The 12,574-nt window shown below is 69.5% G+C and carries 8 protein-coding genes and 1 pseudogene; 1 reads left to right on the top strand and 8 read right to left on the bottom strand.

Going from position 1 to position 12,574, the window contains the following annotated elements:
- Positions 1-78: 78 nt before the first annotated feature.
- The 5 genes from F603_RS0117540 to nrdR form a co-directional block, all read right to left on the bottom strand.
- Positions 79-738, bottom strand: coding sequence for a histidine phosphatase family protein (locus tag F603_RS0117540; protein ID WP_019547286.1), 660 nt, complete (start codon positions 736-738; stop codon positions 79-81).
- Positions 739-765: 27 nt separating this feature from the next.
- Positions 766-1,374, bottom strand: coding sequence for a YdbC family protein (locus F603_RS0117535; protein ID WP_026328501.1), 609 nt, complete (start codon positions 1,372-1,374; stop codon positions 766-768).
- Positions 1,375-1,533: 159 nt separating this feature from the next.
- On the bottom strand, positions 1,534-2,418 hold the full coding sequence (locus tag F603_RS0117530; protein WP_245600820.1) for an SDR family oxidoreductase: 885 nt from the start codon (positions 2,416-2,418) through the stop codon (positions 1,534-1,536).
- A 456-nt stretch (positions 2,419-2,874) separates the two neighbouring features.
- Positions 2,875-5,745 carry a vitamin B12-dependent ribonucleotide reductase gene (locus tag F603_RS0117520; RefSeq protein WP_019547282.1) on the bottom strand — a complete coding sequence of 957 codons (2,871 nt, stop codon included), beginning with the start codon at positions 5,743-5,745 and terminating at the stop codon, positions 2,875-2,877.
- A 128-nt stretch (positions 5,746-5,873) separates the two neighbouring features.
- Positions 5,874-6,419 (bottom strand): transcriptional regulator NrdR, encoded by a 546-nt coding sequence (gene nrdR, locus F603_RS0117515; protein WP_019547281.1) that lies wholly within the window; start codon positions 6,417-6,419, stop codon positions 5,874-5,876.
- Positions 6,420-7,120: 701 nt separating this feature from the next.
- On the opposite strand from nrdR, the pseudogene lexA reads away from it, so the two are divergent.
- Positions 7,121-7,795, top strand: a pseudogene (lexA, locus tag F603_RS0117510) (transcriptional repressor LexA); the annotation flags it as partial.
- Positions 7,796-7,926: 131 nt separating this feature from the next.
- On the opposite strand, the gene F603_RS0117505 reads toward lexA, so the two are convergent.
- From F603_RS0117505 to F603_RS0117495, 3 genes are all read right to left on the bottom strand, one after another.
- Positions 7,927-9,903: an ATP-dependent DNA helicase gene (locus tag F603_RS0117505; protein WP_019547279.1), complete on the bottom strand. Its 1,977-nt coding sequence runs from the start codon at positions 9,901-9,903 to the stop codon at positions 7,927-7,929.
- A gap of 65 nt (positions 9,904-9,968) precedes the next feature.
- Positions 9,969-11,822, bottom strand: coding sequence for an IucA/IucC family protein (locus F603_RS0117500; RefSeq protein ID WP_019547278.1), 1,854 nt, complete (start codon positions 11,820-11,822; stop codon positions 9,969-9,971).
- Positions 11,823-11,868: 46 nt separating this feature from the next.
- Positions 11,869-12,573: a GNAT family N-acetyltransferase gene (locus F603_RS0117495; protein ID WP_019547277.1), complete on the bottom strand. Its 705-nt coding sequence runs from the start codon at positions 12,571-12,573 to the stop codon at positions 11,869-11,871.
- Position 12,574 lies beyond the last annotated feature (1 nt).

Here is a 12,574-nt window from a genome sequence, read left to right as displayed (position 1 = left end):
CGCGTCTTCCGCACGGGGCATCCCGAGCCGGCGAGCAGGCAACCGGCCGGCACTGTGCTTCCTGCCGCCGTTCCCGCCTCATACACGGGGTCCGTAGGGGCGCGGGGTGCGCCATTTTTCGAAGGGCCGGTCGAGGTGGTAGCGGCCGTCACGCTCGAGGAGGAGCGACCGGGCCTCGCCGTTGTCCGGGTTGGAGAGCGACTCGAACTCCGCCACGCTCCAGTGCAACCAGCGCATGCAGAAGAGCCGCATCGTCAGCCCGTGGGTGACGAGGAGAACGTTGGGCGGATGGTCGGGGTTCTCGAAGCTACGCCACAAGCTTTCCAAAAAGGCACCGACCCGGTCGTAGACGTCGGCGCCGGACTCACCCTGAGCGAAGCGGTAGAAGAAGTGCCCGTAGGCGTCGCGGTACGCCTTCTGGTCGCGCACGTCCTGACGCTCCTGCCAGTTCCCCCAGTCCTGTTCGCGCAGGCGCGGTTCCTCTCGTACCCGCATGAGCGACGAGTCGAGGCCCAACGCCGTGAGCGTCTGGTGGGTGCGTCGGTAAGGGGAGACGTACACCGAGACGCCCTCGGCGCCGATCTGCTCGCGCAGGCGCTTCCCCGCATCCCTCGCCTGCTGCTGTCCGCGCTCGGTGAGCGCCAGTGCGTGGTCGGGGACGCGCTCGTAGACGCTGTCGTCGTTGTTGCCCTCGGACTCCCCGTGACGGAGGAGCACGATGCGGCGCGGTCGGGCCATACGCCCACCGTAGGTCAGCAGCCGGGCTCAGACCGTCCAGCTCGGCTCGAGATCGATCACGTCGCCGGCAACCTTGCTCACGTCCGCACCGAACTGGGTACGGAACGCAAGGCGCTCCATGCGCTCCTCGCGGTACTTACCGTGCTCGGCCGTCGAATCCCACATGGACAGCACGAGGAATTCGTCCTCGGTCTGCGCCTGCGCGAACACGCCGCGCAGCATTCCGGGCGACCCCGCCATCGCCGGATTCCAGACCTTCTCCTGCATCGCCGTGTAATGCTCGATCCGGTCGTGACGCACCTGCGAGTGGGCCACCCGCAACAGGTCGGCGTCCGTGAAGACGGGCCGGAAGCCCGTCTTCACGTCGAAGCGGTACTCGAAGAGCCGTACCTGGAGATCCTTGTACGTACCGACCTGGGCGGCGTGCAGACGATCGTGCGAGCGCGCCATGAAGGAGTCGTAGAACGCACGGCTCTCCCAGAACCCGAAGACGTGCGCGACCCCTTCCCTTGCTCTGCTCCAACCGCCGCCCTGTCCCCGGAACCCCGGTTCCCCGAGCAGCCCGGCCCACTTTCGCTGCCCCCGCTCGAAGCCCGGACGGTCGACGACGGTGCAGCGCATCCACTTGACCAGCACCGCGCCATCGTACGGCCATACCGGTTGCAGGTTGACGGATACCGCAGAGAGCACCAACTCCCTGGTCAGCGTGCCAAGTTTGGCCTCGCCGTCACCAGGGGCACAGCGAGCGTCGCGTGGACGCCCCGAAGACGCCCGTACGCTGCAGAAGGGAACCGACTACCCGTGCCCGGGCAAGCCGAAGCGCTCGTCGAGGTAGGCGTCGTAGGTCCGTCGGCCGTAGCGATGCTGAGGAGCGAGATTTCCCCCTGCACGGTAGGCCCGAAAGATCCGGCCCGGAACACGCACCGGCACGACCCGTCCACCGCCCTCCCGGCGGAGCGTGCGCTGAGCAATGTCCACGGCGCCAAGCACCTCGGGCCCACCGATGTCGTCCACGTGCCCGGACGGCTCTCGGGCCGCCAGTTCCACGAGACGCAGGGCGACATCACGGACGTCGATGGGCTGGAACCGTACTCCCGATGGGGCGAACGTGAGCGGTACCCGGCGCTGCATCGTCGTGATCTGGGCGACGAGATCGTGGAATTGAGTGGCACGCTGCACTGTCCAGGGCAGACCGGAGTCCTGGACGATCCGTTCGGTCTCCGCCTTGGTGCGGTAGTAGCCGAGCGGCACCCGGTCAACGCCGACGATGGACACGTGGATGAGCGGCGGTGCTCCACCGCGGCGGGCCGCTTCGACGAGGCAGCGGGTCGCTCGAAGGTCTCTTCGCCCCAGCGTCGTGGCGCAGTTGACGATCAGGCCCACTCCGTCGAGCGCCGCGGACACTCCCTCGCCTGTGACGAGGTTTCCTGTGGCCCATTGGAGATCGTTCCCGCTGTCGACACCTGTCGCCTGCGCGTCTCCCACTTTGCATGCCCGTCGGCTCAACACCCGCACGGGACGCCCCTGTTCGCTGAAGGCGTGCACGACAGCCCTGCCCAATGTTCCGGTTCCGCCCGTGACGAGTACTGGCGCAGTCCCGCTCACGTGCCACACCTCCCCGTACGCAGACGTTCGGCCGGCGACTCCCTGCAACGGACTTCGGGACGTCGTGCAAGCCATGGTCCTACGAGGAGCCGCCCGCTCTGCATCGGCTCCTCCGCGGGTCACTCGGCAGAGGCGGGCCTGCGCGGCCCCCGCTGCCGCAGCCGAAGGAGGAAAGGCCACACCCGAAACATCGGCCCCGCCGGGGAGATCGGCGACATGCAGCCCGTCGGCGAGCGAAGGCGGGCAGGAAGGCGCCGTTCCGCAGAAGTACCGAGCTCGGCATGGTGGAAGTCCACGACGTGCCTGGCGATCGCTTCGATGGCCGAGCCCACACGTGAGAGCGCCGCATTCCACCATTCCGAAGCTCCGTTGCCAGAAATGCGCGGCCGCGGACCCCACCGTCACGGCGCGTGCCGACGGGACAGCAGCCCACGCCTCCCGAGCGCGGAGAGGGCGCCGACCGTCGGTCGGCGCCCTCTCTCAAGCGGGGTTCAGCAGACGCTCACCGGCGTCAGGTACGCATCCGCGCGCTTAGCTGCAACCGCTCGTCGAGCCGCATCCCTCGCAGAGGTAGCAACTGCCGGCGCGGCGCATCTTGGTGCCGCAGGAGAAGCAGAGCGGTGCATCGGCGTTGAGGCCGAGCTGCATCTCCATCAGCTCCGTCGAGTTGTGCGCCTCGCGCGGTGCCGGGGCCGCAGCCTCCGGTTCCGGAGCGGTGCGGTCGGCCTCCTCCGGGTCCTTCTGCTTCGCCGGCTGCTGGGCCTTGGGTGCCGACTGGGAGAGCCCGTCGAGGTCGAACTCGTCGTCGGCCGGCTCGTAGGAGCCCGTCTCCAGGTGGCGCTGGCGCTCAGCGGCCGAGTGGATACCGAGCGCCGAGCGCGTTTCGAACGGCAGGAAGTCCAGGGCGAGTCGGCGGAAGATGTAGTCGACGATCGACTGCGCCATCCGCACGTCCGAGTCGTCGGTCATCCCGGCCGGCTCGAACCGCATGTTCGTGAACTTCGAGACGTACGTCTCCAACGGGACCCCGTACTGGAGGCCGACGGAGATCGCGATCGAGAAGGCGTCCATCATCCCGGCGAGCGTCGAGCCCTGCTTCGACATCTTGAGGAAGACCTCACCGAGGCCGTCGTCCGGGTACGAGTTGGCCGTGATGTACCCCTCGGCCCCGCCCACGGTGAAGGAGGTGGTGATGCCCGGCCTCCCCTTCGGCAGGCGACGGCGCACCGGACGGTACTCCACGACCTGCTCGGTCTTCGGCTCCTCCTTCTGCTTCGCCGAGAGCGGCTGACCGACCTTGCTGTTCTCGACGTAGACGGCGAGCGCCTTGGTGCCGAGCTTCCAGCCCTGGAGGTAGATCTCCTCGACGTCCTCAACGGTGCTGGACGCCGGCATGTTGACCGTCTTGGAGATGGCGCCCGAGAGGAACGGCTGCGCGGCGGCCATCATCCGCACGTGGCCCATCGGCGAGATGGACCGCTCGCCCATCGCGCAGTCGAAGACCTCGTAGTGCTCGGGGCGCAGCCCAGGAGCGTCGACCACGTTGCCGTGTTCGGCGATGTGCTCGACGATCGCCTCGACCTGCTCCGGCTGGTAGCCGAGCCGCTTGAGCGCCTTCGGCACGGTGTTGTTGACGATCTGCATGGAGCCGCCGCCGACCAGCTTCTTGAACTTCACCAGCGCCAGGTCCGGTTCGACACCGGTGGTGTCGCAGTCCATCATCAGGCCGATGGTCCCGGTCGGCGCCAGCACCGATGCCTGGGCGTTCCGGAAGCCGTTCTTCTCGCCGAGCCGCTCGACGTCCTGCCACGCCTCGGTGGCCGCGGCCCAGACCGGGTTGTCGAGGTCGTCCATGCGCACCGCCGCATCGTTCGCCTCGCGGTGCTGGCGCATCACGCGGCGGTGTGCGTCGGAGTTGCGGGCGTAGCCCTCGTACGGGCCGACAGCGGCGGCGAGTTCGGCGGAGCGCTTGTAGGAGGTGCCGGTCATCAGCGAGGTGATGGCGCCCGCGAGGGCACGCCCGCCGTCGCTGTCGTAGGCGTGTCCCGTAGCCATCAGCAGCGCGCCGAGGTTGGCGTAGCCGATGCCGAGCTGGCGGAAGGCGCGGGTCGTCTCGCCGATCTTCTCGGTGGGGAAATCGGCGAAGCAGATGGAGATGTCCATCGCCGTGATGACGAGCTCGGTGATTTTCGCGAACCGGTCGGCGTCAAAGGACTGGTTACCCTCGTCGTCGTCGCGCAGGAACTTCATCAGGTTCAGCGACGCGAGGTTGCACGAGGAGTTGTCCAGGTGCATGTACTCGCTGCACGGGTTGGACGCGGTGATCCGGCCCGACTCCGGCGAGGTGTGCCAGTGGTTGATGGTGTCGTCGTACTGGACACCGGGGTCCGCGCAGACGTGGGCGGCCTCCGCCATCTTGCGGAAGAGCTTCTTGGCGTCGACCTCCTCCAACGGCTCGCCCGTCATCCGGCTGCGCAGCGAGAACTTGGAGCCGTTCTCGACGGCCTTCATGAACTCGTCGTTGACGCGCACCGAGTTGTTGGCGTTCTGGTATTGGACGGAGGCGATGTCGTCGCCGCCGAGGTCCATGTCGAAGCCGGCGTCCCGCAGGGCGCGGATCTTCTCTTCCTCCTTCACCTTGGTGTCGATGAAGGCCTCGATGTCCGGGTGATCGACGTCGAGCACCACCATCTTCGCCGCCCGCCGGGTCGCGCCGCCCGACTTGATGGTGCCGGCGGAGGCGTCCGCACCCCGCATGAAGGAGACGGGGCCCGAGGCGTTGCCGCCCGAGGAGAGGAGCTCCTTGGAGGAGCGGATGCGCGAGAGGTTGAGCCCGGCGCCCGAACCGCCCTTGAAGATCATCCCCTCTTCCTTGTACCAGTCGAGGATCGACTCCATCGAGTCGTCGACGGAGAGGATGAAGCAGGCGCTGACCTGCTGCGGCTGCTTTGTCCCGACGTTGAACCAGACAGGGGAGTTGAAGGCGAAGATCTGGTGGAGCACGGCATAGGCGAGCTCGTGCTCGAAGATCTCCGCTTCCTCCGGCGAGGCGAAGTAACCATTCTCCTCACCGGCCTTGCGGTAGGTCTTCACGACGCGGTCGATGAGCTGCTTGAGGCTGTTCTCCCGCTGCGGAGTACCGACGGCGCCCCGGAAGTACTTACTGGTGACGATGTTGACCGCGTTCACCGACCAGAAGTCGGGGAACTCGACGCCGCGCTGCTCGAAGTTGACCGAGCCGTCGCGCCAGTTGGTCATGACGACGTCGCGGCGCTCCCAGGTGACCTCGTCGTACGGGTGCACACCGGGGGTCGTGTGGATGCGCTCGATCCGCAGCCCCTTCTTCGCCTTGCCGCCCTTCGCGCGGAAGCCGCGTGCCGGGCCGCTCGTCGTCTCTGTCATTCCGCCTCCCTTTCAGGGCATAACGCCCCGATGCACCCCGGTTCTTCCCGAGGATTTCTCTCTGTCTGGGTCTGTCTGGCTCTGCCGAGGCGCAGGCGTCCTCCGCCTCTCATGACAACGGAGAGTGGTCAGCCTGCCGCAGGCTGCACTATGGAGCCGCCTGCTCCGCCTTCCCCTTCGAGCCGGGGCCCCACGACCCCTTCCACCCCGTCGGTGCCGCCCTCGGCGACGGGATTGCTTCGCAACTCGGCTATCGCAGCCTCGAAGTCCTCCAACGACTCGAACGCCCGGTAGACGGACGCGAACCGCAGGTAGGCGACCACGTCGAGGTCCTGGAGCGGCCCGAGTATGGCGAGGCCGACGTCGTGCGCGGAGAGCTCGGCGCTGCCCGTCGCCCTGACCGCCTCCTCGACCTGCTGGCCCAGCTGCGCCAGGGCGTCCTCCGTGACGGGCCTTCCCTGGCACGCCTTGCGGACACCGGCGATGACCTTATCCCGGCTGAACGGCTCCGTGACACCGCTTCGCTTGATCACCGTGAGCGACGAGTTCTCCATCGTCGTGAAGCGGCGGGAGCAGTCGGGACACTGACGGCGGCGACGGATCGCCGTCCCGTCGTCGGTGGTCCTGCTGTCGACCACGCGGCTGTCGGGGTGCCTGCAGAAGGGACAGTGCATCGTTTCCCACCCTCCTCGGACCCGCAGGAGCCCGCACGGCACACGACAGCGCGCGGCCACGACGAACAAGCATGACGAACAAGACCTTCCGGGCCTGAGATCATCCCCGAAGGCAGCCACCAGCATAGGCCAAGGCCCCGCGGACTCAACACCGGGGACCACAAGTTGTGGGTGGCGCGCACTCATGTAACCACTAGATCTGGTGCCGACCCGTCAGCACACGGTTCTTGCGTGTCGGCGGTCGACGGCAGCCGAGCCTACGCGAGCACCCGCGGACGGGCTCCGCGGGGCTGGGCCATGGGGCGACCTGAAAGACTGCGGGGCACAACGAGGCCCGCCCGTCGAGTCCGGACCGCGCCCGCAGCGAGCGGGGTCCCCGATGACGGATAAACGGCTATCCATACACCTACGCAGTGGGCGAATTCAGGAGAACGACGAATTTTCACTCGAACGTGTGTTTGGCGCAACCTTTCGAAACCAACTACCGTTGTCTCACTAGGGAGAACCATTCGAGAGGGGCCGACGTGACCACCACCGCAGACAGCGCCACCATCACCCCCCAGGGCCGACAGGCGCAGTCAATCGACCAGATCCAGCAGGTGAGTTCGGCGGATGCAGAGAGCTCGGCAGCCCCGGGGGGGCTCGACACCGAGGGCGAGGACGCCATCCCCTCCCCCGGCGCCTCGGAGGACCCCCAGGCCAAGCGATCGCTCCCTGGACGACCTCCCGGAATCCGGGCGGACAGCTCCGGGCTCACCGACCGCCAGCGTCGCGTCATCGAAGTGATCCGCGACTCGGTGCAGCGGCGCGGCTACCCGCCGTCCATGCGGGAGATCGGGCAGGCCGTGGGGCTCTCCAGCACCTCCTCGGTCGCCCACCAGCTCATGGCGCTCGAACGCAAGGGCTTCCTGCGGCGCGACCCGCACCGCCCCCGCGCCTACGAGGTGCGCGGCTCCGACACCCCCGCGAGCCAGGCGGCGGCCGACACCACCGGCAAGCCCTCCGCCTCCTACGTCCCGCTGGTCGGTCGGATCGCGGCGGGGGGGCCGATCCTCGCGGAGGAGTCGGTCGAGGACGTCTTCCCTCTCCCCCGCCAACTCGTGGGCGACGGCGAGCTGTTCGTCCTCAAGGTCGTCGGGGACTCGATGGTCGACGCCGCCATCTGCGACGGTGACTGGGTCACCGTGAGGCGCCAGCCCGTCGCCGAGAACGGCGACATCGTCGCGGCGATGCTCGACGGGGAGGCGACGGTCAAGCGGTTCCGCCGCGAGGACGGCCACGTCTGGCTCGTACCGCACAACGCTTCCTACCAGCCGATCCCGGGCGATGACGCCACCATCCTCGGAAAGGTGGTCGCCGTCCTGCGCCGCGTCTGATGACGCCGTTTCCGTGCCAGCCCATGGCGCCGGGCCCCGGAAGACAGCGGGGAGTGGCCCATGGGCTGCGCGCATGCCCCTCTCCGCTCGAAAACCTCCCGACAGAAGGTGAGTTGACGGGTCGCCAGGCGTCAGCCCTTCGCAGCCGCGTCGATCGCCGCGAGGGAGCGGCGGACCTGGTTGCGGTCGGTGGTGTACCAGAAGTCGGGCATCGACGCCCGCAGGAAGCTGCCGTACCGCGCGCGCTCCAGGCGCGGATCGAGGACCGCCACCACACCCCTGTCTCCCGAGGCCCGCACGAGTCGCCCCGCACCCTGCGCCATCAGCAGGGCGGCGTGCGTCGCCGCCACGGCCATGAAGCCGTTGCCGCCGGACTCCTGGACGGCCTTCTGACGGGCACTCATCAGCGGATCGTCGGGACGGGGGAAGGGAACCCGGTCCATGACCACCAACTGGCAGTTGACACCGGGGACATCCACGCCCTGCCACAGGGAGAGGGTGCCGAAGAGGCACGTGCCGGCGTCGTCAGCGAAGCGCCGGATGAGCTCGCCCAGCGTCTCCTCACCTTGCAGGAGAATGGGGAGGTCGAGCCGGCCGCGGAGCTCCTCGGCAGCCGTCTGCGCCGCACGCATCGACGAGAAGAGACCGAGCGTCCGACCGCCCGCGGCCTCCACCAGCTCCGCCAACTCGTCGAGCATGTCGGTGCGTTGACCCTCGCGCCCCGGGGTCGCCAGGTGCTTGGCCACGTAGAGGATGCCCTGCTTGCGGTAGTCGAAAGGTGAACCGACGTCGAGGCCGCGCCAGTGCGGGCCTGCCGACTCGTCCGCGTCCTCCCGCGTCCCTTCGGGGGCGAGGCCGAGGGAGGCGCCGACGCCGTTGAAGTCCCCGCCCAGCTTGAGCGTCGCGGAGGTGAGGACTACCGAGCGGTCGTCGAAGAGCTTCTCGCGGAGGAGTCCCGAGACGGTGAGGGGGGCGACGCGGATCGAGGCGCCGTAGCGGTCGTGGCGCTCGTACCAGAGGACGTCGTACTCGGAGGTCTCCAGGATGCGTTCGGCGACCTCCCGGACGTTCTCGATCGAGGCCGTCGCCTGCTTGCGGACGGCGTCCTCGTCCTGCACCGAGCGGTCCTTGGTGTCGCCGAGGGCGGTGAGGCAGGTGCGGGCCGCGTCCCTGAGGAGCATCAGCCCGTGGGCGAGGCCCTCGGGAAGCTCGCCCTCCAGCCGTCCCGGCAGGGCGAGCTCCATGAGCCGCTCGAACTCCTCGGCTGCCGACCGGAGTTGGTCTGCTGCCTTCTCGTTGACGAGCTTGGTCACGCGCCGCACCGCGCGGTGCACACCGCCGGGTGACAGCTCGCCCGTCGCGACGCCGGTGACGCGGGAGACGAGCTCGTGCGCCTCGTCGACGACGAGGACGTCGTGGCTCGGGAGGACGGGGGCACCGTCGATCGCGTCGATGGCGAGGAGGGCGTGGTTGGTGATGACGACGTCCGCGACCTTGGCACGCTCACGCGCCGCCTCGGCGAAGCACTCCATGCCGTAGGCGCACTTGGCGGCCCCGAGGCACTCGCGCGAGGAGACCGAGACCTGGCCCCAGGCGCGGTCGGAGACGCCGGGGGTGAGGTCGTCGCGGTCGCCCGTCTCGGTGTCGTCGGACCAGTCGCGGAGGCGGAGGAGGTCCTGGCCGAGCTTGGAGCTGGGGGCGGCCGTCTCGAAGGGGTCGAAGAGGCCCTCTTCCTCCTCCTGCGGCACGCCCTCGTGGAGGCGGTGGAGGCAGAGGTAGTTGGAGCGGCCCTTGAGCATCGCGAACTCGGGGCGACGGCGGAGCAGCGGGTGCAGCGCCTTGACCGTACGCGGCAGGTCCCGTTCGACGAGCTGCCGTTGGAGCGCAAGCGTCGCGGTGGCCACGACGACGCGCTCGCCCTGGGCGAGGGCGGGGACCAGGTAGCCGAGGGACTTACCGGTGCCGGTGCCCGCCTGGACGAGGAGGTGACGCCCCTCCTCAACGGCCTGGGCCACGGCCTCGGCCATGGCGACCTGGCCCGGTCGCTCCGTACCGCCGACGGCGGTGACGGCGGCGTGCAGGAGTTCGGTGAGGGCGGGCTTGCTCATAGCTCCGCCACCTTACGTGGAACGACTGACAACGCGCCTCCGCCCCCGGCCCGGGACGCCCGCCCTCACGCCTGGTGCAGCGGGTTGGGCACGGTGCCGTGCACGGCCGCGTGCGGACGGTCGGGACGGTCGCGGTAACCGTCGAGGTGGAGGCGGTTGCGGTTGAGGCAGAGGCGCTCGATCCGCGGCGTGAGGAGGTCGAACGTCTCGAAGCGGTGCTTCAGTTCGGGGAACCGCCGGTGGTACCTGTCGATCTCGGCGCGCACCAGTGACCAGAACTCCTGCTCGGGGACGTCGAGTTGCTCGCAGCACTGCGGCGCGAGGTAGCGGAAGACGCCGACGAAGAGCCCCGAATGGATGAACTGGGTGAGGAACGCAGGCGACTCGGAGAGGAGCACGGAGCGCACGTCCCCCGGCATCGCTTCCAGCTCCGGGAGGGGCTCGGCGCTGACGTTGACATCGTCGACGAAGTCCTTCACGGCGAGCCGGACCGGAACCTCGTCCCCGTCGAAGACGACGATCGCGTTCTCGCCGTGCGGCGAGAAGACGACGCCGTAGCGGTAGAGGAAATGCAGGAGCGGAGGGAGCAGCGCGGCGAAAAGGCGGCGGAGCCACACACGGGGCTCGAGGCCGGAGCGGGCGACGAGTTCGGCGGTGAAGGAGCGGCCGGCCGGGTCGAGGTGGATGAGCGAGGCGAGGGTACGAGCGCGCTCACCGGCGTCGAGCTGCATGGGCAGCGGCTCGCGCCAGATGCAGCCGAGGAGTTCGCGGTACTGGTACGGCACGGTCGGGAGCCGGTCGTACACGGGATGGGCCACCGCGAGCGAGGCGACCTCGCCGAGGAGGACGACCCGGCACTCCTCACTGAGGAACCGATCCTGCGAGCTGATGCCCTGTACCCATGCCGTCACCGCGGGCGCAGCGAGGGTGCGCTCCGTCGGGAGGCCGCGCCACACGAGGGTGTTGAGGATCGACAGGGGCAGCTTGACGGTGTGCCGCTCCGGGTGGGTGGTGTTGGCGAAGGTGCGGATCGACTGCTGCCCGAGGCGGAGGTCGGGGTCGCAAGGGAGCGGCACGATCGCGTCGTCGGCGAGGGCGGGGGTGAAGAGGGGGACGACGGTCTTGTCCCACTGCCACGGATGGATCGGCAGGAAGAGGAACCTGTCCGGCGGCAGGCCGCGGGTGCGCAGCGCCGTGTGGAAACGCTGGAGGGTCTCGGGTGCGAGCTCGCCGGCGTAGAGGCGTTCGGGGTCGGCGAGCGGACCCGTGCCGCGGTAGGAGGCGAGGTCCTTGCGGACGGCGATCCACGGCAGCCGTTGCGGTTCGCGCGCCTCGGGCGCCCAACGCGCCACGTCGGAGGCCGAGAAGCCGATCCGCCCCTTGTTGGCGACGAGCCAGGGATGGCCGCTCATGTGGCCTTCCAGCGACGCGTGGTCGAGCTCGGCGAGGCGAGCGGCGGAGACCCCGAAGGCGTCGAGCCGGACATCGGCGGCGAGCGTCGCGGTCAGCTCCTTGACGAGGTGCCCCGTGGTGTCACCGCTGAGGTCGAGGACGGTCGAGTGGGCACGGGCGAGGAAGCCGAGCGCATCGAGCTCGGGTGGTGTGATGGTGGACGGGTCGATCGTCCAGTGGCCGTAAGCGCCGCGCCGGGCGCGGAAGCGGAGCGTCAGGCTCGCGTCGATCGGGAGGCGGTAAGCCGGCGCGGGCTCACCGGCAGGCTCCGGGCCGTGGAGGTCGTCGGGCAGCGGTCTGGAAGCCTCCGGGGCGGGTTCGGGGTGGATGATCTCCTCGTAGGCGAACTCGGCGAGCATCTTGGCGAGCATGCGGCGACCCGCTCGCTGCCAGGCGGGACGGTCGAGCCCGGCGGGGAGGGAGAGGGCGTCGACGTCGCCCTCGTGGGTGGTCGGGGATAGCGGCACAGGTGACTCCTTGATCGGGGACGGGGGACGCCGAGGGCCGCAGCCCTCAGGGTGCCGCGCGGTCGCGCACCATCAGTGCGGCACGCTTGGCGGGCAGGGCCACCTCCTCGCAGTAGCGGAAGCCGGCCGCGAGGAAGGCGGCGACGGAGGGGTGGTTGTGCACGTCCGGCTCCGCGAGCACACGGGCACAGCGCGGACGGTGCTCCAGCACCAGTCGGGCGACGGCGCCCAGCAGCGTCGTGCCGAGGCCGCGGCCACGGTCGCGTGCACCGCCGATGAGGAGGTGGACGCCGGTGTCGTGCGGAAGCACCCGGCAGTACCTGGCGAGAGGGTCGAGGTCGGCGCGGTACAGCTCCCAGTAGCTCATGGGGACGCCGTCCAGGAGGCCGAGGCAGGGGACGCTGCGGCCGTCGCCCTCCAACTGCGCGGCCACGTGCGCCTCCGTGCGCGAGGCGGGCCCTGCCAGCTCCCAGAAGGCGGCGACGGCCGCATCGTTCATCCAGCCGTGGAGGAGCGGGAGGTCGGCCTCCAGGCGGACGGGCCGCAGCCGGAAGAGCCCGGCTGCGGTGTCCGCCTGGCGCCAGCGGGCGACGCCGTCGAGGAGGTCCGTCGGAGGGGCTGCGGAGGGGAGGCGACCGGGCGGAGAGTCATGACGCGCCGGCGGTTTCCGGAGGGTCGGCCCCTCCAGGGCGACGGTGTCCTCGGTGCCGCAGTCGGCCGAGGACGTCTGGCGCGGCAGCGGATGCCCCATG

Origin of the sequence: Streptomyces sulphureus DSM 40104, assembly GCF_000381025.1 — a bacterium.
In the GTDB taxonomy this organism is placed as follows: Bacteria; Actinomycetota; Actinomycetes; order Streptomycetales; family Streptomycetaceae; genus Streptomyces; species Streptomyces sulphureus.
The sequence above is the reverse complement of the archived record's forward strand: the minus strand, read 5'-3'. Positions and strand labels throughout refer to the sequence as shown.

Excerpts from the sequence above, each read along its gene's own strand:
- F603_RS0117540 (WP_019547286.1), bottom strand. The coding sequence starts at position 738 with ATGGCCCGACCGCGCCGCATCGTGCTCCTCCGTCACGGGGAGTCCGAG.
- F603_RS0117530 (WP_245600820.1), bottom strand. The coding sequence starts at position 2,418 with ATGGCTTGCACGACGTCCCGAAGTCCGTTGCAGGGAGTCGCCGGCCGA.
- F603_RS0117520 (WP_019547282.1), bottom strand. The coding sequence starts at position 5,745 with ATGACAGAGACGACGAGCGGCCCGGCACGCGGCTTCCGCGCGAAGGGC.
- nrdR (WP_019547281.1), bottom strand. The coding sequence starts at position 6,419 with ATGCACTGTCCCTTCTGCAGGCACCCCGACAGCCGCGTGGTCGACAGC.
- F603_RS0117505 (WP_019547279.1), bottom strand. The coding sequence starts at position 9,903 with ATGAGCAAGCCCGCCCTCACCGAACTCCTGCACGCCGCCGTCACCGCC.
- F603_RS0117495 (WP_019547277.1), bottom strand. The coding sequence starts at position 12,573 with ATGGGGCATCCGCTGCCGCGCCAGACGTCCTCGGCCGACTGCGGCACC.